17 protein-coding genes, 2 tRNA genes and 1 pseudogene are annotated in these 20,483 nt (G+C 37.1%); 13 read left to right on the top strand and 7 right to left on the bottom strand.

Features of this window, described 5'->3' with window-relative positions; all coding sequences use genetic code 11:
- Window positions 1-39 precede the first annotated feature (39 nt).
- Window positions 40-1,104, top strand: coding sequence for a mannose-1-phosphate guanylyltransferase (locus tag C0Z22_RS08885; protein WP_103218013.1), 1,065 nt, complete (start codon window positions 40-42; stop codon window positions 1,102-1,104).
- A gap of 8 nt (window positions 1,105-1,112) precedes the next feature.
- Window positions 1,113-1,316 carry a hypothetical protein gene (locus C0Z22_RS08880; protein WP_103218012.1) on the top strand — a complete coding sequence of 68 codons (204 nt, stop codon included), beginning with the start codon at window positions 1,113-1,115 and terminating at the stop codon, window positions 1,314-1,316.
- 35 nt (window positions 1,317-1,351) lie between these two features.
- Here the strand turns inward: C0Z22_RS08880 and queC are convergent, their stop codons facing one another.
- On the bottom strand, window positions 1,352-2,047 hold the full coding sequence (gene queC / locus C0Z22_RS08875) for a 7-cyano-7-deazaguanine synthase QueC (RefSeq protein ID WP_103218011.1): 696 nt from the start codon (window positions 2,045-2,047) through the stop codon (window positions 1,352-1,354).
- A gap of 23 nt (window positions 2,048-2,070) precedes the next feature.
- Complete coding sequence (locus C0Z22_RS08870; RefSeq protein WP_103218010.1) at window positions 2,071-3,837, bottom strand: phospho-sugar mutase; 1,767 nt, start codon at window positions 3,835-3,837, stop codon at window positions 2,071-2,073.
- Between the two features lie 124 nt (window positions 3,838-3,961).
- On the opposite strand from C0Z22_RS08870, the gene C0Z22_RS08865 reads away from it, so the two are divergent.
- Window positions 3,962-4,210 carry a ferredoxin gene (locus C0Z22_RS08865; RefSeq protein ID WP_103218009.1) on the top strand — a complete coding sequence of 83 codons (249 nt, stop codon included), beginning with the start codon at window positions 3,962-3,964 and terminating at the stop codon, window positions 4,208-4,210.
- A gap of 9 nt (window positions 4,211-4,219) precedes the next feature.
- Here C0Z22_RS08865 and C0Z22_RS08860 read toward each other — a convergent pair whose 3' ends face one another.
- Window positions 4,220-5,680 (bottom strand): hypothetical protein, encoded by a 1,461-nt coding sequence (locus tag C0Z22_RS08860; RefSeq protein WP_103218008.1) that lies wholly within the window; start codon window positions 5,678-5,680, stop codon window positions 4,220-4,222.
- A gap of 135 nt (window positions 5,681-5,815) precedes the next feature.
- Between C0Z22_RS08860 and C0Z22_RS08855 the strand changes: the two genes are divergently transcribed.
- Window positions 5,816-7,135 carry a putative Na+/H+ antiporter gene (locus C0Z22_RS08855; protein ID WP_103218007.1) on the top strand — a complete coding sequence of 440 codons (1,320 nt, stop codon included), beginning with the start codon at window positions 5,816-5,818 and terminating at the stop codon, window positions 7,133-7,135.
- Between the two features lie 31 nt (window positions 7,136-7,166).
- On the opposite strand, the gene C0Z22_RS08850 is transcribed toward C0Z22_RS08855, so the two are convergent.
- Together C0Z22_RS08850 and C0Z22_RS08845 are read right to left on the bottom strand one after the other, a co-directional pair.
- Entirely contained in the window at window positions 7,167-8,219 is a 1,053-nt protein-coding gene (locus C0Z22_RS08850; protein ID WP_103218006.1) for a branched-chain amino acid aminotransferase, read from the bottom strand.
- Window positions 8,220-8,234: 15 nt separating this feature from the next.
- Window positions 8,235-8,522: a hypothetical protein gene (locus C0Z22_RS08845; protein WP_103218005.1), complete on the bottom strand. Its 288-nt coding sequence runs from the start codon at window positions 8,520-8,522 to the stop codon at window positions 8,235-8,237.
- A 126-nt stretch (window positions 8,523-8,648) separates the two neighbouring features.
- Here C0Z22_RS08845 and C0Z22_RS08840 point away from each other — a divergent pair.
- Window positions 8,649-8,725: transfer RNA gene (locus C0Z22_RS08840), tRNA-Val, on the top strand.
- Between the two features lie 147 nt (window positions 8,726-8,872).
- Here the strand turns inward: C0Z22_RS08840 and C0Z22_RS08835 are convergent.
- Entirely contained in the window at window positions 8,873-9,751 is an 879-nt protein-coding gene (locus tag C0Z22_RS08835) for a sensor histidine kinase KdpD (RefSeq protein ID WP_146037850.1), read from the bottom strand.
- 126 nt (window positions 9,752-9,877) lie between these two features.
- Between C0Z22_RS08835 and C0Z22_RS08830 the strand changes: the two genes are divergently transcribed.
- The 7 genes and pseudogenes from C0Z22_RS08830 (at window position 9,878) to queG (ending at window position 19,312) form a co-directional block, all read left to right on the top strand.
- On the top strand, window positions 9,878-11,611 hold the full coding sequence (locus C0Z22_RS08830) for an ABC transporter ATP-binding protein (RefSeq protein WP_103218003.1): 1,734 nt from the start codon (window positions 9,878-9,880) through the stop codon (window positions 11,609-11,611).
- Window positions 11,583-12,368 (top strand): annotated as a pseudogene (locus C0Z22_RS16415) (ABC transporter transmembrane domain-containing protein); the annotation flags it as partial. The gene C0Z22_RS08830 and the pseudogene C0Z22_RS16415, both read left to right, overlap by 29 nt.
- Window positions 12,369-12,596: 228 nt before the next feature.
- Window positions 12,597-13,343, top strand: coding sequence for an ATP-binding cassette domain-containing protein (locus tag C0Z22_RS16410; RefSeq protein WP_370446912.1), 747 nt, complete (start codon window positions 12,597-12,599; stop codon window positions 13,341-13,343).
- Between the two features lie 79 nt (window positions 13,344-13,422).
- Complete coding sequence (locus C0Z22_RS08820; protein ID WP_103218001.1) at window positions 13,423-14,469, top strand: thioredoxin domain-containing protein; 1,047 nt, start codon at window positions 13,423-13,425, stop codon at window positions 14,467-14,469.
- A gap of 142 nt (window positions 14,470-14,611) precedes the next feature.
- Window positions 14,612-16,582, top strand: a complete 1,971-nt coding sequence (locus C0Z22_RS08815) for a hypothetical protein (RefSeq protein WP_103218000.1) — start codon at window positions 14,612-14,614, stop codon at window positions 16,580-16,582.
- A gap of 43 nt (window positions 16,583-16,625) precedes the next feature.
- Window positions 16,626-18,317, top strand: a complete 1,692-nt coding sequence (gene pyk / locus C0Z22_RS08810) for a pyruvate kinase (RefSeq protein WP_103217999.1) — start codon at window positions 16,626-16,628, stop codon at window positions 18,315-18,317.
- A complete protein-coding gene (gene queG / locus C0Z22_RS08805; RefSeq protein ID WP_103217998.1) occupies window positions 18,314-19,312 on the top strand; it encodes a tRNA epoxyqueuosine(34) reductase QueG in 999 nt (332 codons plus the stop codon). The genes pyk and queG overlap by 4 nt, the downstream gene beginning before the upstream one ends.
- On the opposite strand, the gene C0Z22_RS08800 is transcribed toward queG, so the two are convergent.
- Window positions 19,304-20,086: an alpha/beta hydrolase gene (locus C0Z22_RS08800; protein ID WP_158246867.1), complete on the bottom strand. Its 783-nt coding sequence runs from the start codon at window positions 20,084-20,086 to the stop codon at window positions 19,304-19,306. The two genes, queG and C0Z22_RS08800, sit on opposite strands and share 9 nt — an antisense overlap.
- A gap of 108 nt (window positions 20,087-20,194) precedes the next feature.
- Here C0Z22_RS08800 and C0Z22_RS08795 point away from each other — a divergent pair.
- A tRNA-Phe gene (locus C0Z22_RS08795) sits at window positions 20,195-20,270 on the top strand.
- Window positions 20,271-20,483: the final 213 nt, after the last annotated feature.

Genomic DNA, 20,483 nt, shown 5'->3' with positions numbered 1-20,483 from the left:
ATGATACGATGCCCTTATACAAATTAAGGGCATTTTTTTATGAATATTTACACACTAATTATGGCCGGTGGGAAGGGAACACGCCTTTGGCCTGAATCAACAGAATCAAAACCAAAACAGTATCTTTCACTGGTTGGAAATGAAACTTTACTTGCACAGACGCTTGAGCGTTTTGAGGAAAGTGTAGATTTGAAAAATCGCTTTATTATCACAACGCGTGATCAAGCTGAGCTAGCTATCTCTTGCTCAAAAAATCAAATTTTAGAAGAACATATAATCTATGAACCTGCGGGCCGAAATACTGCCCCTTGTATTCTCTTATCTCTTGCGGCCATTGAGGCAGCTGGGGCAAAAGATGAAGACATTATTGCAGTTATGCCTTCTGATCATGTGATCTTAAATAAGAGTGGCTTTAAATCCAGCTTTGATAAGGCCGTTAAACTATCAAGTGATACGCAAACAATTACAACAATCGGAATACCACCACATTTTCCTCACACTGGTTATGGCTATATTAAAACAAGTGAAGCTGTAGGTGATGGCTTTAAGGTTGATGAATTTGTTGAAAAACCAAATTTTGAAAAGGCTAAAGAGTATTTATCGACTGGAAAGTATGTTTGGAATGCGGGAATGTTTATGGCACCACTTGGTGTTTTTAAAGAAGAGTTCGCGGCCCACTCTGCTGAAATGTTTTCTTTCTATGAAGAATTAAAGGCATCTCTTGACGAGGAGGCCAAGCTTGAAGAAGTATATAATAAGATTCCAAAAGATTCGATTGACTATGCCATTATGGAAAAATCAAGCCGAATCAGTTTAGTAAAAGCTGAGTTTGATTGGAATGACCTTGGATCATGGGAAGCACTTGAACAAGTAGTTGACCGTGTCGAAGGAAACACTATAATTGATAGTAACGGAACTTTCTTAAAGGATGCGACAGGAAATATTATTTATGCTCCTAATAAGCATGTTTCTTTAATTAATGTTCAAGACTTAGTTGTGGTTTCAAATGATAGGGCCGTAATGATTGTGCCAAAAGATGATTCACAACGAGTAAAAGAAATTGTTCAACACTTAAAAGATAACAAACGCAAAGAATTATTATAGGAGAATTCATGGAAGTTGTTAAAAAAGTAGGCGAGTACACAATTGTTAAAAAAAGATCAGGACGTTTTGCTGTTAAAGCTGCAAATGGAAAGTTCGTAAACAAAGAAGAAAAAGTTAAAATTCTTCTAGATGCTGGTCTTATTACAGCTCCAGCTGTTAAGGTTGAAGAGCCTGCTGTAGAAGAAACTCAAGAAGAAGCAGTACAAGAATAGTATAAATAAAAAAGGCTCCTTATCGGAGCCTTTTTTTATAAGTAATTTGGTCTTTGATCATACTCAATCGGATCTTCAATTCCTGCCTTCTGAAAGCCTCTAAGCCTTAGAGCGCATGAATCACAAACTCCGCAAGCTTTATCTCCTCGAGCATAACAAGAATAAGAAAACTTAAGTGGTGCACCTAGGTCGACCGCTTTTTGCACAATCTCATTCTTTGCCATATCAATTACAGGAGTGATGATCTCAATATCACCATCTTTAGTTCCTTGCTTGATTAGCTCGTTATATGCAGCGTAGTAGCTTGGGCGACAGTCAGGGTAACCTGATGAATCTTCGTTAACTGCACCAATATAAATATTCTTAGCACCAACAACTTCAGACCAAGAAACGGCCATCGCGATGATGTGAGTATTTCTAAAAGGTACGTAGCTATCAGGGATTTCTTCTGAATCACCTTTATATTGTTTTACATCAATTCCATCATCAGTTAGAGAGCTTCCACCAATCTGCTTTAGAAATGAGACATCAATTACTTTACGTAGAGATTTATCGACTCCGTAAAAGTCAGCGATTTTTTGGAAACAATCCAATTCACGTTCTTCTGTTTTTTGTCCGTAGTTAAGGTGAAGAAACGCAAGGTTTTCATGTTTCTCATTTGCAATTGCAGCACAAACTAACGAATCCATACCACCACTAACTAATACAACTGCAAGTTTATCACTTTTCAAAATATAACTCCTAATCTACTGACTTATAGTCCTTCGGCCGTTTCGTTAATAAATGCCAGGATTTCGTCAGTAACTTTTTTTGCCTTTGCTTTTTTCTCAGCTAGACTTCCTTCTTTTTCTTGAATCATAATATAGAACTTAATTTTCGGCTCAGTTCCTGAAGGACGAAGGTAGAGGCGGTTTCCATTTTTGAAGTGGTAACCAATTACGTTACTTACTGGATAATCCAGTTTCGACTCTTCATTAGACTCAAGGTTTTTCACAATACCTGTTTGATAATCTTCTATAGCTTGAATCTCTTGTCCGCACAAGCTTGTAGGAGCTAAGTCTCTAAAATGACTCATGATTCGTGTAATTTTTTCGGACCCTTCTTTACCCTGATAAACAAGATTTAGGAGAGTTTCCTCACTAAAGCCAAATTCTTCGTAAATTTTATCGAGGGCCTGGATAAGGTTTAGCCCCTGTTTTTTGAAGTATAGAGTTACTTCAGACATGAAAGTAATTGAAGCAACACCATCTTTGTCGCGAACAAAATTATGCGGAAGATATCCAAAAGACTCTTCTGTTCCAAATAGGAAGTTTGCCGATGGATCTTCTTTTTCTATCTTATTCATTAGTCCACAAATCCACTTAAATCCTGTTAGTGTCGAGTAAGACTTTACTCCGTACTTATCAGCGATTAATTCTTGGAGTGGAGTTGTTACAACTGTTTTCACAAAATATGGGTTTGCTGGCATTGTGCCATTTTCTTTAAGATTGTGAAGCATGTAGTACAGCATTAGGATTCCGATTTGGTTTCCGTTGATATACTGAATCTCTCCTTCATGCTCAAATGCAACTCCAAGTCTATCTGTGTCTGGATCAGAGCCAAATGCTATATCTGCACCAGTTTCTTTCATAAGATCGACTGCCATCTTCATTGCCGAAGCATTTTCTGGGTTAGGTGAGCTTACTGTTGGAAAAGCTGAGTCTGGTTGTGCTTGCTCTTTAACAACTTCAACATTAGTAAAGCCAAGCTGTGCCAGAGCTGTCGTACAAGGAATTAATCCTGTTCCGTGAATAGGCGTGTAAACGATCTTTAAATCGTTACCGAATTCTTTACACATTTCAGGGTTAACTGTTTTTGATAGGATGTCGTTATAGAAGCTTTGCTCTACATCTTCGCCTACCCAGTTAATAAAACCTTCTTTTTCTGCTTGGTCAAAGTCGATGAATTTAACTGCATCGTATGAAGTAATATCATAGTAGCGATTGATAATATTTTTATCGTTTGGAGGAGTAACTTGCGCTCCATCATTCCAATAAACTTTGTAACCATTGTATTCTGGAGGGTTGTGAGAAGCTGTTACCATAACTCCTGCTTGACACTTATGGTACCTAACAGAGTATGAAAGCATTGGAACAGGATTTAGTCTTTTATAGATATAAGACTTAATTCCATTGGCCGCCATAACGCTACAAACTTCTTTGGCAAATTCAAAAGAGAATTTACGTGAGTCATAGCTTACAGCAATTGATGGATTTGTGATCCCAGTTTTAGAGCTGTGATCTAGTACTTCTCCAGCAAGGGCCTGCGTTGCACGGCGAACTGTATATTTATTAATACGATTATTTCCGGCACCAAGAATTGAGCGAAGCCCACCTGTTCCGAATTCGATATCTTTATAAAATCTTTCTTCGATCTCTTTCATATCATCAGCGTCAATTAGCTTTTGAATCTCTTGACGTGATTCCTCATCAAAGTATGAGTTATTTGCCCATTGAGCTGCTTTTTCAAGGCTCGTTGTCATTTCAGTATTCTCCTGTGAAATTTATATTTGAGTATCTTGTGCTATATTCTCAAATCTAGTAGACTTAGGCAAAATATAATCAATGAAATATTGTGTTGTGTGTTAATAAAATCAAGGAGTTAACATGGCAAATAAAGAAATGAAACATAAAGAAAATGTTGCTGGAAAGTGGTATTGCACAGATCCAGATGATGATAACGGCGAAGGATGCATTGCATGTAACGTATGTTACACAGGTGCTCCAGACTTTTTTGCTGAAGATGAAGATGGAAATGCATACGTTGTTAAGCAACCATCAACACCTGAAGAAGAAGAGCTATGCCAAGAGCAAATGGATGCTTGTCCAGTTGCTTCAATTGGTAATGATGGCTAATTAATTTAATTAGAATTTCATATCAAAAGAAATATAGGCAGAGGTGCGGTTGTAATCGATACCTCTGTCTTGCGTTGAGTGATTTAACTCCATAGTCACAGTAGCATTCTCAAATACCCCAAATGACCTTTTTGCACTGAAGTCAACTTCACCTTGAGCATTGATAACAGTTCCAGTTTTAATTATCGTTTTTCCTTGGAATCTGAAATCATTTGCAATCGTTGCCGTCTGATTAGTGTCGTAACTCATATCAGTTTCAATATCAAAATTTCTAAACTCTGGAGAAGCAACAGTTACTCCTGCTAGAAAGTAGCCGTCAGCTTTGGCCAAGGCCCTTGCTGTCGACTTCCCTTGATGTTTTAAGTCTAGGTTGATTTGTTGGCTATCTGATGAGATATCGGCATTGCCATCAATTGTAATATCATCACTGTAGCGATTAGAAAGATTAAGGTTTAATTGCTGCTTGTTTGGCTTGATATTAATTTCACCGTTTAGTGTTGTGTCTTCAGTTAGCTTACTGTTGAGGTTAACGTTTATTCTTTGCTTTTGGTCATTAATCTCGACCTTGCTTGTAAGTTTAGTTTCTTCTCCAAGCTTACTCTCTGTCTCCATCTCAATTAATGTTAATGAAGTAGGAACATAATAACTCTGCTCAAGTAGCAGTGCTTTATTAATCTTAACTTTTCCAATGAAGGTATCGTATTCTTGATCCTTAACTAGACTCATTTCAGAATCATAATTTGTCTCAAGAGTTACACCTTCAGGAATATTTCTTTCAACATCTGTAGGCTTTGTTGGATCAACAAAAGTGTCATGAGGGTAGTAGATTTGAAAGTATGGTTCTTGATCTTTTATAAAGACTACTTTGATAAAAATATCTTCGCCAACTTCGTCTTGAGATCGAAACCAAGTTATTCTAGTTAGTGTTCCTGAACGAGGAGCAATTGATAGGGAAGAGAATTCACTAAGAGCAATATCTGAAGTAAAAACTAGTTCGAAGTCATCAAAATCTCTTGTGTTATAGCGCTCTTTTCCGCTGTCAAAATCACTTTTAAGACAGCTAATTTCTCCAACCTTATCAACAGTTTCGATATAAGTTGCGATGGCCTTAAGTTTTAGTGCTTTTTGTTTGACCTTAATACTCGGTTCTTGAGAATTTTCATTGGCCTTGGCCACGATATCTGAAATATTAGAAGCGAGCTCGGCGATATCTCTACACTCGATACACAACTCTGAGGCCCCACTGTTATGCCTCGGAATATCGTCAGAAACAGCATCTTCATGCCTAACTGGAATATATTTAGGTGACTTTGATTTTGAAATTCTTACGATATCTTTGACAAGATCCTTGGCCTTGATTTGCTTACCATTAACTTCTATCTCTTCCTTAAAAAAACTAGGCTCTATGGCCAAAGCATTGACTACGACAGAGAAAGTGAGAATAGAGATAGCAAATCTATATAAAAACACAAATTCTTATCGGTGGCAGTTTAGAAAAAGTTTACGAAAATGGTAAATTATTTTAAGTGTCTTAAAATTTCAGTACTTGCGCACCTTTGCCGACAGGAATAAAATAAGGTAGATCACATTTACAAAGGAAGTTTCATGAATCCAACAAATCTACAGCTCGTAGGGACGATTCTATTTGCATGTGCAATTTTGCACACATTCTTAGTTTCTAAAATTCAACATTTAGCTCACAAGTATCCAGAAGGATCAATGATGGAGAACCTTCTTCACTTCTTAGGTGAAGTAGAAGCGGTATTCGGAATGTGGGCAGCTGCATTTATTGTGTACTATAGTGCTACGCAAGGATTTGCAGTTTATGATAGCGCACACCAAGTTGTTGGTGGAGCACTTAAATATCTTGAAAAAGATGTTAACTACACAGAGGCCGCATTCGTATTCGTTATTATGTGTATGGCGGGGACGAGACCAATTATTATGCTTGCAGAAAAAATCATTGGGATGATTGCAAAACTTATCCCAATGCCTGGTAAAATGGCATTCTACGTTTCAGCTCTTATTATCGGGCCGATTCTAGGATCTTTCATTACTGAACCTGCTGCAATGACAGTTACAGCTCTTATCCTTTTAGACTACTTCTTCTCAGACGAGAAAATGAGTTTAAAATTTAAGTATGCAACGATTGGTCTACTTTTTGTAAACGTTTCAATTGGTGGAACACTTTCTCACTTTGCTGCACCTCCTGTTCTAATGGTTGCTTCAAAATGGCACTGGGGATTTGTTCACATGATTACAAACTTTGGTTACAAAGCAACAATTTCGATCATTATTGGAACTCTTATAATTGCTTTCATGTTTAAAGATGAACTACAAGGCAAACTTGAAATTAAACAAAAGCATGAGAATTGGATGGCACCAACTTGGTGGATGACTTTAATTCATATCATCTTCATGGGATTAGTTGTTTTCTCTGCTCACCATATGGTTTTCTTCCTAGGTTTATTCCTATTCTTCCTAGGTTTCACAACTGTTACAAAAGAGTACCAAGACGAAATAAAGTTAAAAGAATCACTTCTTGTAGGTTTCTTCTTAGCTGGTCTTGTTACACTTGGTGGACAACAAGGTTGGTGGCTACAACCAATTCTATCTAAACTTGGTGACTTTGTTCTTTTCGTAGGTGCAACTTCACTTACTGCTATTACTGATAACGCTGCTCTTACATATCTAGGAACACTTGTTGATCTAACTGATTCTGCAAAGTATAACCTAGTTGCAGGTGCTGTTGCCGGTGGTGGTTTAACTGTTATTGCTAACGCTCCAAACCCAGCTGGTTTTGGTATCCTTAAAGGTACTTTTGGAAAAGATGGGATTAACCCAGGTAAGCTTCTTCTTGGAGCACTTTTCCCAACAATCCTTGCAATGGTTATGTTTCAAATTCTTCCAAATTTAGCGAAGTAGAAATACAAAGGGCCTCATCTGAGGCCCTTTTTTATAGATCAACTACCCAGTTAAATGGGTCTTCAATTGTTTTTTCTTGGATACCTAGAAGTGTTTCACGAAGCTCTTTTGACACTGGTCCAAACTCTTCTTGAATATTATAAAATTCACCAGACTCTTCATGTAAAGAGCAGATTGGGGTGATGATTGCGGCCGTTCCGCAAGAGAAGCACTCAGTACATTTCTTAGACTTAATATCTTCAATTAATTCATCAATGCTAATCTTTCTCTCGACAACTTTGTAACCCTTGTGACGTGCAATATCGATGAGTGAACGACGAGTAATTCCATCTAGGATTGTCTCAGTCAATTCTGGAGTGTGAATTTCACCATCAATTACAGCAAAGAAATTCATTCCACTTAATTCTTCAATCGATTTACGATCAGTTGCTGATAACCATAGTGTTTGGTGTAGTCCAAGTTTTAAAGTTCTTACACCTGCGTTAAGAGCACCGGCGTAGTTACCACCAGTCTTTGCCGTTCCCATTCCTCCCTGGCACGCACGAATCATATTTCTTTCAATTAAAAGCTTATAGCTTCCTCCTGAAAAGTAAGACTCAACAGGTGAGGCGATTACCATGAAAAGAAATTCTTCACTTGGCTTAATTCCTAGATTGTTTTCTGTGGCAATCATGAATGGCCTAATATAAAGAGATTCACCACCACGTTTCGGAATATAGTTTTCACCCATCTTTGTGACTGTATTTACAGCTGCAGTAAAGATATCTTTTGGTACTTCTGGCATGGCCATACGTCTTGCTGAGTGATTAAAGCGTTTGAAGTTTTCTAGTGGCCTAAAAAGGTTTGGGCCATTGCCTTTAAAGTTATAGGCCTTCATTCCTTCAAAAATTTCTTGTCCATAGTGAAGAACTTTACAAGTTGGATCGAGTTCTAATTTACCATAAGGCTTGATCTCAAGCTCTCCCCATTCTCCACGTTTATACTCACAAGTCGCCATAATCGGTAGTAGGACCTTTCCAAATCCCACGTGATCAGGCATTGAAAAATTCTCAATTGCTTTCTTTGCGCTATCTAAAATAATCATTCGAATTCCTTACTCTTATTTGCAGTGGTAACCAAGTCCGTAAACTTTCCAAGTGTTTCCTTCGTTTACAGATTCTTTGATCCAGATAGTGTCTCCACCCTCATCAGCAACTAAGTTGACGGCATGGTTAACAGCAAGATCCTTGATACCATTTTCATTTTCACCAACGACATTTGTAAAAGGCTTACAGCTTTTATGACGTGGCTTTTGATATGTTACTTTTACTTTCTCTCCAGCTGGAGTTAGTTTTGTTTTTGAAACAGCACAACTAGATAGAATTAATATCATAATAATATTTTTCATTATTCCTCCATGATTTTTAGTTATACTAGCAAAATTGCAACGATGTTGCTTAGGTTTGTGCGTCAATTTTATCTTTTGACGAGTTTGGTGAATTAGAATATTATTTTTCTACTTTAAGACACTTGTAGGACTATAGCTCAGTTGGTTAGAGCGCTACCTTGACATGGTAGAGGTCTGCAGTTCGAATCTGCATAGTCCTACCATCTTTGATACTTTCAATTACATTGCTTGATGATTTAGTTTGCTGATACCGATATCAACTCAGCGCCAAAACATGCCTTTGGGCATCTTTTGATCGCAGGTTGTAAAGTTCGAATCTGCATAGTCCTACCATCTTTTTCTCAATCTATTTATTGATTCGCTTCTCTTAAAGGCCTTCTCTTTGGTTTAGACTCTGTTTTTTCAACTGTATCCTGATTGCTCTTTGATGCGTTAACGAATGTCATTGTAAATGTTGATCCAATACCATCAATATTATTAAAGGCCTTAATATTTCCTCCGTAGAATTTCATATATTTTTTTACAACTGGAAGGCCAAAACCTGATCCTTCTTCGCCATGAGTTCCTTCGCGGTGAGTTTCATTAGTGAATGAGAAGAGGCTTTTTATCATTGACTCTGGGATTCCTATTCCTTGATCTGTTATATCCACACGGATCACTGAGTTTTGATGAGTTACCCTGACAACAACTTCAGATCCTTCTGGTGAAAACTTTGATGCATTAGTTAGAAGGTTACTAAAGACGCTGTGGCATAGTGACGAAGGCTCTGCCATGGCCTGGATACTGTGGTCATCAAATTCAACACGGATATGTTGACTCTTTTTTTCTAATCTTTTTCGGATAAGCTGAATTGAATTTTCAATAGATTCTTTTAATGGAACAGGCTCTAACTTTATATTTGATTTGCCTGACTCAATGGATTGTATTTTTCGAATATGTTGAATCAGTTCTGCCATATTTTCGATAACTCCGCTGACACGTCCTAGGTTTTGCAAGATTCCGTCTTTGTCTTTCATGGCAAGTAGGGAAGAGTCGCTTAGTAGTGAAAGGAGAGTTGTTGAGTTCGATAGATCGTGAAATAAAACGGAGAGTAAATGTTGTTTTTCTTCGAGCCTTCGCGAAAGGTCGCGACCTTCAACTTCAAGCTGTTTAATCTTAATGGCCTGATGAGTAATAACCATAATAGAACAGAGAATTAATATCATCAGCAGACTTACGAGATAGATCACTTTCTTTCCTTAAAAAACGTTTTTCTTAAAACTTCGTATTTTATGAAACCAATTAATTTTGTAGGATTTTAGCTAGCTTTATTCTCATAACCAAGTTTGAGAAGGTAAATTTAACTTAAATTAAGAATGTTTTTTCACATTTCACTAGGCCTTCCTTTAAACAGAAACGTGACTGATGATTGGATTTCAAGTAGACTTGCTGGAATGAAAGACTATCTTAATAAAAAGTTAACATCGCTGGTAATGACGCAGTTTGTTCACTACTGGTACTACTATATTGGGGCATTCATTTGTCTCTATCTAACTCACAAGATTCAAAGTGAACTTCCTTTTATTGCAAAAGATTTAGCAGAGAAAATTTCAAAAGGAATTTCTATTCCAGTGGGACATCTCTTCTTATTGGCCTTAGGAATTATTGTTTTTAGAACTTCTTCACGACTTCTCTTTTTCTATCCGGCCCGTGTCTTACAAAAGATCTTACGCTTTGATCTCATGAAGAAATTAGAAAAAGTGAGTCCTTCTCGTTATAAAGAATACCCGAAAGGTCAAATCTTTCAAATTATTGGTGGAGATCTTGAGCACGTAAGAGCATTAATTGGTTTCGCTCTTTTACAAATTGCTAATATCATCATTGCTCTTTCGATCCTTGTTCCAAAGCTATTAAGTTTCAATAAAGAGCTGTTTATTGCGCTACTACCGATGCTTGTGGCGTTTGTTCTCTTCAGTGCAATTGTTTCAACGAACCGTAAATTCTATCGCCAAACACAAGACCTTCAGGGTGATGTTCAAAATATCATTATTGAAACTTACGCAGGTAAAAAGACAATTAAAAACTTCCATGCGGAAAAAGCTTTTATTGATCTCTTTGCTAAGAAGTCAATGGAAGAGCTTGAGAATTTTTATGAGGCAGGTAAGCGTGTTGGCATTTCTATTCCACTTATGCCAACTGGAGTTGGTCTTTCATTAATTTGGGGTGCCTATATCATTTTTACGCAACAGCTTGGTGCATCTTCACTGATTTTATTCTCTGGTTTTGTTTATCTATTTTTAGAACCAATTATGTTCCTTGCTTGGATTGGAGTTGTCTTCACTCGCTCTGCTGGAGCGTGGGCAAGAGTAAGAGAGCTTGTTGCTGTACTTGATAAAGAGAGTGAACTTGAGGCAATGCTTAAAAGAGAATTCTCTTTTAAAGAAAAAGAAGAGTCTTTTGAATTACAGCTTCCATTTTGGGACAACGATATCAATTTAAAAATTTGGAAAAATACAAAGAATGCAATTGTCGGAAAAACTGGATGTGGAAAGTCTGAGTTACTCGTTAAAATTTCTGAGGTTTTAAAGATCCAAGAAAGAAGTACGAGTTATGTCGCTCAAGATCCGTATCTTTATAATGGAACAATTCTAGAAAACTTATCCCTGGGTAGAGACTTCAATGAAGAACAACTAGCGAAAGCTTATGATCTACTGAAGATCTTTGGACTCGATTACTTAGCTTCAGATCGCAAGAGTTTGTTTAACCTTGTTGTTGGAGAAAACGGAAAGAGATTATCAGGTGGACAAATCAAGCGAGTCTCTTTGATTAAGTCATTACTTTTTGAAAGTGAGTTTATTATTTGGGACGACCCTTTCTCATCAGTTGATGTCGTGCTTGAAAGAGAAATTTTGAATCAGCTCAATGCTATGAATATTTTTGAAGGTCGCACGCTCATTATGTCGACACACAGGTACACGACAGCGGTTCAATGTGATCACTTAAGTTTAATCTGTGAAAGTGAAGGCTTAAGAGAAGAGTCAAGTGTTATCGATTTTACACAAAAACAAGAAGGAGGAATTTATGAGCACTTTAGAAAACAACTCATCTAAATTCCTAGTATATAAAGGAAGTGGTAAGTATTTATTAAGCATGGTTGTATGTCTTATTATCTCAAGTGCTCTTGGTGCAGCACTACCACAATTAATCGCAAAACTTACTGCAAATTATGAAGTCGAAGAGGTTTATCGTCAGACTCTTGGAATTATGACATTTATCTTTTTGGCAACGGCCTTAAACCGTGCTGTTTATAACCTGATTATTAATCGTTATGTTGTAGGCCTTGTTCAATTCGTCCGCACTCATTGTTACGGTAAGTGGCTCTCAAGTGTTGAGCTTCAAACATCGAAAGAAAACCGCAATGATCGCTACCCTCAAGGAGAGGTCTTAGCGCGTATTATGAGCGATACGGAAAGCCTAAGGGAGCTTGTTACTTCTGGAACTTTTGGAATTGTCATTGATATCTTCTTCGTTGTTGCTTCTCTGATCAGTTTTGTAAGTTTAAATGCAATTGCCGGAGTGTATCTTGCAGTAATCCAATTTGGAGCCTGCTTTATTTTAATTTGGTGCTCTAAGTATATGCGTGCAGTTTTCTTAAGCGTGAGAAATTCACGTGCAAAACTTTACCGTGTTGTTGCGGATCTTATTGGCGGTGTTCGTGAGAATTACTACAACCCTGCAGATCAGTATACATCGAAGAAGTCCTTATTTGTCTTTGATGAATTTCTTAAGAAGATCCTATCTTCAAACGTTTGGGACGCATCGTACTACTCATTTGCCGAGTCTCTTTTTCCAGTCTTCTTAGCTTGTGCAATCTTTATCATCCCAAATAGTGGTATTACTCAAGTCGCATTGATCTTTGCTCTAATTGATTTAATTCAGCGCTCGATTAATCCTATTAAAGATGTCTCTTCGAAAGTTGCAAATATTCAAAGAGCAGCAACAGGAGTAGGGCGTATTAATGAATTTCTTGTTGATTTAGACAAGGAAAAGTCTTCAGATATCAATACAAAAAGACGCCAGTATGATGTTGAAAAGATGCATATTGAAATCCAAAAATTTACGTATCCTGCTAAAGGTGAGAATTCAACACCCTTTACTTTAGAAGATATCTCTTTTGATTGTCGCCAAGGTGATCTTATTGGGATTGTCGGATTATCTGGAAGTGGAAAATCGACTCTCTTAAATATCATGGCCGCTAATATTATTCCTGATGAAGGGAAGGTATTTGTTGAAAATCATAGCGGAGTTAAGAAAGAGTATAATTTTGATTATATTGATGACTTCAATGAGTATCGTGAATTGATTGGGATTGTTTCGCAAGATTCGCATATCTTTTCAGAAACAGTTGAATTTAATATTACGATGGGGCAAGCAGGTTTTGGAAGTTTTGATGCTTTCTGGAGTGAAGTTTGTGAACAGATTTCTTATCTATCGAGATGGGGAATAAAGCCTGATACAGTCCTTGATCAAAATGAGATCTCACTTGGTCAAAAGCAGCTTATATCGGCGATTCGCTCTTGTTACTTAAAGAAGCCTATTGTTCTATTCGACGAAATTTCTTCTTCATTAGATAGTGATCTTGAAGAAGCTCTACGTAAAATGATTCTCTTTGTTCAAAAGCAGGCCGTTACAATTATCGTGGCCCATCGAGTTGAAACAATACTTGATGCCCAACAGATTCTTGTTATGGAAGGTGGAAAAATTATTGCAAAAGGTGTGCATGAAGAATTGAAAAATAGTTCGCCGCAATATGATCTCTTTGTGAAGCAATTATCGAATTGACAAAAAAATGACGTGAACACTAATGCATTATTTCTCTTTTTTACATATAATTAGTTTAAATTGATGTAAGGAGATCATTATGTTTAAAAAATCCAAGCTAGCACTTGGCCTAGTTGCTATTTCTGCAATTGGACTAGTTGCATGTACGAGCGAAGTAAATTCAAAACCAAATTTCTTATTTAAAAAGGCACCAAATGCCACTGCAGTGATTAAGTTCAATGGCAAAGAAGTTAGTCATGATGAGCTTTTTAAAGGCTCAGAAGCAGAGTTATATGAAGCCCAATTAAAAGTATATGAACTAAAACTAGGTAAAGTTAAGGCCTATCTTTTAGAGAATTTTAAAAATGAAGACCCTGCAAGAAGTTCAATGACAATGGAGCAATTCATTGATGTTGTTATTGCTAAGGACGTAAAAGTATCTGATAAAGAAATTAACGAGTTTGCAAAAGAAAGAAATATTCCTGATGTAAATCCTCAGTTAAAAGCTAGAATTGTAGACTTCTTAAGAAACTCGAAAAAGCGTGAAGCTATCGAAGCATACTTAACTAAGAAAACGAAGAATAGCCCAGTTGAAATTTACTTAGAAAGACCTAAAAGACCACGTTTTGAAATTCCTGTGACAGGAAAAGAGCCAATGTTTGGTGGAAAGGATGCGGCCGTAGTTATTACTGAATATTCGGATTTCCAGTGTCCTTACTGTGCTAAGGGTGTTGAGATCATGAATCAGATCAAGAAGACTTATGGTAATAAGGTTAAAATTGTATTCAAGAACTTCCCATTAAGCTTTCATAAAGATGCGGCCAAAGCTGCTGAAGCGGCACTATGTGCAAATGAGCAAGCTGGTGATAAATTTTGGAAACTACACGATTCAATGTTTGCAGATCAGTCAGGACTTTCTGTTGATGGACTTAAGTCTAAAGCAAAGACAGTTGGTTTAGATCAAAAGAAATTTGATGAGTGTCTTGATTCTGGACGTATGAAAGCAGAAGTTGATGCTACAGTTAAAGAAGGGATTGACGTTGGTGTACAATCAACTCCAACTTTTTATGTGAACGGTATGCTAATTAATGGTGCACAACCATTTGAAGTATTTAAAGAGCTTATTGATTCAGAATTAGGTAAATAATTCGCATAATACATTATAAAAATAGTCGGAAAGACAGATAATTAAGAGGCCGGGGCATTTATTCCCGGCCTTTTTATATTGTGCATAATTGATAGAATAGAGGGGGTATATAATATCTTATTGCATCTAAATCGGAAAAAATATGGACGTTAGAGATTATTCAAAGAGACTTTCACAACACCGCGAGAACTTTCAGCAGACAATTGATGAGCAGAGAAAGAATTATAAACGTGAAGTAGGTGAGTTAAAAGACACTCAAGAATATCGCTTAAATAAGCAGCGTCAAGCCTATGATAACTCACTTAATAAAGTTGAAGAAAGGCAAGATCGATTCAGAGAAACGGCCACGGAAGATACAAAAAGAAAAATTGAAGAACAACAAAAAAATTATCTAAGTAAGTTAGATGGAAATAAGCGTGAGTTCGAACGCGATCGTAAGGATAGTAAGGATCAATTCGATACACGTTTTAAAAATATTCGCGAAGCCTATGAGTCAAAAACATTGGCCGAAAATTCGAATATGGATCATCGTCTCTCATCACAACAAAGAAGATTCGATTCAACTATGGGCAAGATGAATGACCACTTCAATGAGACAATTGATAAGGTTTACCGTGACGCTCGTGATACGGCACACGATCATGAGTTAGAAACAAAACAAGATCGCCGTCAGTTGATATCAAATTATGAAAATGAAATCAGGGATCAATTAAAAGAAAGTGGTGAGAAACGCGCACGTCTTTATGAAAGATTTAATGATGATGTTGATAGCTTAAGAAAGAATCATAAGGGTCGAGAAGAGTCTCTTAAAGACTATCAAGAGCAGCGCATTTCAGATATGACTGCTCAAAAAGATAAGCAACTTGCTGAAAACCAAAAAAGTTTCAAGAGTTCTATTGAAGAAATCAATGATCGAAACTCAAGAAAAAGACAGGTGGAGCAAAGAGATTCTTCGCAAAATGCAAAGGATCTTGAGAATCGTCATGCGAAGGAATTATATCGAGCAAGACGAGAGATGAATCAGAAGTTATCTGGTGGAAGTCGTGAAGATGTCTTCAACGATAAGTTAGAGCAAACGGAAAGGGGATATGAGACACGTATTAAAAATATTCGTGATCAAATTGATACGGATCGCTTTAATGCTGATATCCAAGAAAGACGTCGCTCACAATCAACAAAAGAAGCACTTCGTTCTCAAAAACAAAAATCATCTGAGTATATTGCTGATCTTGAAAAAGATATGGCCAAGTTTAAGAGTGATACTCTAAGTGATATTAATATTGAGCTTAATAAAGATGTTGAAGAGCTACAAGGTAACTTCAAGCGCCAAGTAAAAGAAAAAGAGCTAGAAGCTTATAATGATAAAGAGCAATCAAAGAAAATTCTTGAAAGACAAAGAGCACAGTTTGGCGAGACAGTTCAAAAAATGAGTGATCGAAATACGGAAGCTGTTTCTCAGATGCAGGCAGACTTTGCGGATGAATCAAAGAAATTTATTCAAGATACTCATATGAAGCATTCTCAAGAGATGCAAGAAGCAAAAGAACACTTTATTGAAAGTAAGGATAAGCTTGCTAAGTCACTAACACAGAAGATCGAACAATTAGAAGAAACAAACGATAAGTTAATCTCTTCTTATGAATCAAAGTTAAACAGACTTAAGAAAGCAAATGCAAAAGAGATTGAAAGAATTCGATTAACTCAAAGTCTAGAGTCTAATCAACTAAAAGAAGAAACGAGAAATGCAATAGCATTGAAAGATCGTGAAAATCACAGTAACCTAGCTAACTTGAGAGGTGAGTTCGATAAGAGGCTATCTCAGGTTAAACAAAGAGCAGACATTCAAGTTAAAAGAATGGTAGAGTATTATGAAGATATGATTGCTCGAGAAAGAGATGAGTCACAGAGAAAGTATGTTTCCAAAGTTACTGAACTTGAGAATCAATACAATACTCTTTATGAGAACTCAAAACTTGAAAGATCAAATCTAATTAATCAGTATGAAAACCGTATGGAAGAAATTCGTGCGGCAAATGCTGAAGCTTTAGAAGAGAGATCGAGTGAAATTCGTGGCGGTATGTTTACGGATCAACAAGAGTCTCGTAAAGCTTAATTATTAAAAAAAGAAAAAGCTTATAAAAATTCAGGGAGAGATAATGGGAATGGGCAAAGTCCGTCGTGCTAAAATTGTTGCGACATTAGGGCCGTCATCAAATACTGTAGAAATGATTGAGAAATTAATCATTGCAGGAGTAAATGTAACAAGAGTAAATATGAGTCACGGTACTCATGAAGCTCATGCCCAGCTTATTTCAAATATTCGTCAGGCTTCAAAAAATATTGGAAGAGAAGTAGCTGTTCTTATTGACCTTCAAGGTCCAAAGATTCGTACAGATAAACTACCTAATGGATTACAACTTAAAAACGGTGAAACTTGGGTTATTGGACCATCTTCTAAACAAGCGGACTATCCTGAATATAAAGACTGCTATATCCCTACTATCTATGAAAAACTTGTTGATGATTGTCACGATGGTGCAAGAATTCTATTTGATGATGGAAAGCTAATTGCGAAAGCGATAACACGAGATCGTGATGTTTATAAAATTGAAGTTATCGTTGGGGGAGAGCTAAAGTCTAATAAAGGGATTAATCTTCCTGATTGTGAAGTATCTGCTCCTGCATTTACTGACAAAGATGAAGCAGACTTAATGTTTGCTCTAAAACATAATATTGATTATATCGCTCTATCTTTTGTACGTAAGAAAGAAGATATTATGACGGTAAAGGCCTTACTTCATAAATTAAAAGTTAGAGTGCCAATTATTTCTAAGATCGAAAAACCTCAAGCATTAGATAATATTGAAGAAATCCTAGATGTTACTGATGTTATTATGGTAGCTCGTGGAGATATGGGTGTTGAAGTTGGAAACCATTTAGTTCCTTCAATCCAAAAAGAGCTCATTCAAAAATGTAATGACCGCATGATTCCAGTTATTACTGCAACACAGATGCTTGAGAGTATGACTGATGCTCCAACTCCGACAAGAGCAGAGGCAAGTGATGTTGCAAACGCTATCTGGGATGGAACTGATGCTGTAATGCTATCTGGAGAATCTGCATCGGGGATGTATCCTGTTGAAGCCGTGCAGATGATGAATGATATTATTTTTGAAGCGGAGAAGACTCCTAAAGAGCGTCCGCTGTTAAGAAATATTGACTTGTCTTCAGTGAACTCATCTGTAATGGTTGCCGCTTCAATGATTGCAGAAAAAGTTGAAGCAAAGAGAATTCTGGCCGTAACAGAAGGTGGAAATTCTTGTCGTAAGGTTTCGATGTTTAGGCCGCAAACTCCTGTTGCTGGTGTAACTCATAACCTTCGTACAGCAAGACGCATTTGCTTATACTGGGGAGTTTACCCATATCTTGTTGATGAAGAGGTACAAGATACTGGCTCATACGTTAAGTATGTTGTTAACCAGGCAAAAGAGAGAATGGGTCTTTATAATGGTGACAAAGTTGTTGTGACGCTAGGTGATGGGAAGATATTCTCGAAAGGATATTCTAACTCTGTTAAGGTTGAGATTATCAAAGAAGCTCCTCACGAAGATGCTAATAAAGATACTTTTGAAGTTGCAGAAGATAAAAAAAAAAGAATCCTGCTAGATCATAATATCTGCTCTACTTGTCAGAACTGTGTTTCAATTTGCCCTCATGAGATTTGGGTTGCAGATAAGAAGACAAAACTGACAAAGCTTAATAAGGATCAAATTGGACACTGTACGCTTGATTACGAATGTATTCGAGTCTGTCCAACCGGTGCAATTGAGATTATCGACAAGTCATGATCAAAAAAGACGACATTCAAAATATTTTAAGAACTCTAGATCTTGAAGTTTGGGGTGTCGTCACTGAATCTAAACCTAAATCATTAGAACGTTTCAAAGCTTGGATTAAAGATGGACTTCATGGCGCTCTTGGCTACCTCGCCGATGAACGCGCTATCAAAAGAGAAGATCTTAAAAATTATTACCCTGATATTAAGTCAACACTAGTTATCGCTTTTGATTATTCTCATATAGCTCGTAGTGCAAAGAAATTTTATGAGAGTGGTGAGAGCAATGGGCTTAAAATAGCTAATTATGTAGTGGGCTTCAAGGGGCGCGATTATCACTATGAAGTGAGAGATAAGCTTCAAGCAATTGGAGAAGAGCTGCAGAAGCTAGATCCTGAGCTAGATTTTAAGTTCTCTCTTGATACCCAACCAATTCTAGAGCGCGACTTTGCCTATCAGTCAGGGCTAGGTTGGTACGGAAAGAATTCTATGCTAATCAATCGCCACATTGGAAGCTACTTTATCATTGGCTCACTTCTTTTAAATAAGGAAGTAGAAGCACCTAGTGAGAAGTTTGAAACAGATCACTGTGGCCAGTGCACGCGTTGTGGTGATGCATGCCCAACGGGTGCAATTGATATCGATAAAAGAACGATTATTGCTGATAAGTGTATTTCAACTTTCACTATTGAACATTTTAAAGAAGTCTTTCCTCCAAGTGGGATCGAAAATGCAAATGGTGAAATCTTCGGTTGTGATATTTGTCAGGATGTATGTCCATGGAATAGGCGACTGGAAAGAAAGCTTGAGGCCGACTCAACTGCCTTCAAAGAAAATGGGAAACAATTCATCGACTTCTTTTTAATGAGACCCCTAGAAGATATCTTCTGCGATCTGGAAGAAATGAGTAATCGTGAATACCGTCGTATCTTCAAAGGTACTCCACTTGAACGTACTGGAAGAGTGGGAATGCTTAAGAACCTAAGGCTTTATTTGAAGCTAAAGTAGCCCAATCCTCTTTGCATGCTTCTTGATAAAACTTCCGGCCATATCTGGAAGGTGGTGGCCAAGCTTACCTGGCTTCTCCATTGTCACAGTATTGCCAAGGTTCTCTAAAATCTTTGCAAAGTTTTCCATTCCTTCTTTTCCAACAACCACATCATCTTCCCCTGAGATCAGATGCACTTTGTGTCCTGTTAGAGTTAGGTGAAACTTTTGATCTTTGATCCAAGGAAACATGATTTCTGGTGCTAAGTGTTTTGAGACAAGTTCCGCTCGTGCTTTAACTGTCGCTTGGTAAAATGGCGTATCAAAAACGTGTGTGACACCTTCTGGTGGGACACCAAAGCCAACGCCACAGTGGTGTACGTCAAAGCCTTCAAAGTAGTTATTTTGAACTGCAAGAATTGAAGTCAGGGCACCTAGAGAGTGACCTCCAATGAGAAGTTTATTTTGTTGAGAAGGGTAAGCTTCTTTTAATTTATTTAGTGCATGGATAAATAACATCGGCGCGTCATTTTTGAAGTCCTCAAAAGATGCCACGTCATGAAATGAGCCAGTAAAATGACCTGGTTGGTCAAAGATTACTGTTGGGATTCCGTCATCACAAAGCTTTTGTGCCCATGAGAAAATACTGATCTTGTGAGATGTGTAACCATGAGTAAAAATGGCGTATCCCGTATCTTTTAGCTTCTGACTAGGAGGTCTAAAGAGGAGGGCATTAACCGTTGTTGATCCTTGAGTTAAAATAATTTTATCGATGCTTAAAAACTTTTCATTCATAGCAAACATAATAATTAAAGATATCTCAAATTAAAATTAAAAAACTTTTTAATTTTCTATTGACGAAAGAAACATAAACCATTAATTTAATGGAACCAAATCATTTATGCCCTGATAGCTCAGTTGGTAGAGCAAAGGACTGAAAATCCTTGTGTCCGTGGTTCGAATCCGCGTCGGGGCACCATAAAAAAGCTACTTCTTTGAAGTAGCTTTTTTTTTGCCTATTTTTCACCTTATCGTACTAAAATAAGTTCATGCAAAAAGTTTTTACCGTTTTTGAAGAGCACGGCCTGGGCCTGGAAAGGGATAACAAAGTTCGTCTTGTAGATCATAATAATAAATGGCGTGATGTCTTCAAGTTTGAATCTAATCGAGGTTCTACTCCCTTAATGGTGGA

It is taken from the genome of Halobacteriovorax sp. DA5, assembly GCF_002903145.1.
GTDB lineage: Bacteria > Bdellovibrionota > Bacteriovoracia > Bacteriovoracales > Bacteriovoracaceae > Halobacteriovorax_A.
The sequence above is the reverse complement of the archived record's forward strand: the minus strand, read 5'-3'. Positions and strand labels throughout refer to the sequence as shown.

Excerpts from the sequence above, each read along its gene's own strand:
- C0Z22_RS08855 (WP_103218007.1), top strand. The coding sequence starts at position 5,816 with ATGAATCCAACAAATCTACAGCTCGTAGGGACGATTCTATTTGCATGT.
- C0Z22_RS08870 (WP_103218010.1), bottom strand. The coding sequence starts at position 3,837 with ATGACAACGAGCCTTGAAAAAGCAGCTCAATGGGCAAATAACTCATAC.
- pyk (WP_103217999.1), top strand. The coding sequence starts at position 16,626 with ATGGGAATGGGCAAAGTCCGTCGTGCTAAAATTGTTGCGACATTAGGG.
- C0Z22_RS16410 (WP_370446912.1), top strand. The coding sequence starts at position 12,597 with ATGCATATTGAAATCCAAAAATTTACGTATCCTGCTAAAGGTGAGAAT.
- C0Z22_RS08820 (WP_103218001.1), top strand. The coding sequence starts at position 13,423 with ATGTTTAAAAAATCCAAGCTAGCACTTGGCCTAGTTGCTATTTCTGCA.
- C0Z22_RS08800 (WP_158246867.1), bottom strand. The coding sequence starts at position 20,086 with ATGAATGAAAAGTTTTTAAGCATCGATAAAATTATTTTAACTCAAGGA.
- C0Z22_RS08845 (WP_103218005.1), bottom strand. The coding sequence starts at position 8,522 with ATGAAAAATATTATTATGATATTAATTCTATCTAGTTGTGCTGTTTCA.
- C0Z22_RS08880 (WP_103218012.1), top strand. The coding sequence starts at position 1,113 with ATGGAAGTTGTTAAAAAAGTAGGCGAGTACACAATTGTTAAAAAAAGA.
- C0Z22_RS08885 (WP_103218013.1), top strand. The coding sequence starts at position 40 with ATGAATATTTACACACTAATTATGGCCGGTGGGAAGGGAACACGCCTT.
- C0Z22_RS08850 (WP_103218006.1), bottom strand. The coding sequence starts at position 8,219 with ATGATTATTTTAGATAGCGCAAAGAAAGCAATTGAGAATTTTTCAATG.
- queG (WP_103217998.1), top strand. The coding sequence starts at position 18,314 with ATGATCAAAAAAGACGACATTCAAAATATTTTAAGAACTCTAGATCTT.
- C0Z22_RS08830 (WP_103218003.1), top strand. The coding sequence starts at position 9,878 with ATGTTTTTTCACATTTCACTAGGCCTTCCTTTAAACAGAAACGTGACT.
- C0Z22_RS08815 (WP_103218000.1), top strand. The coding sequence starts at position 14,612 with ATGGACGTTAGAGATTATTCAAAGAGACTTTCACAACACCGCGAGAAC.
- C0Z22_RS08865 (WP_103218009.1), top strand. The coding sequence starts at position 3,962 with ATGGCAAATAAAGAAATGAAACATAAAGAAAATGTTGCTGGAAAGTGG.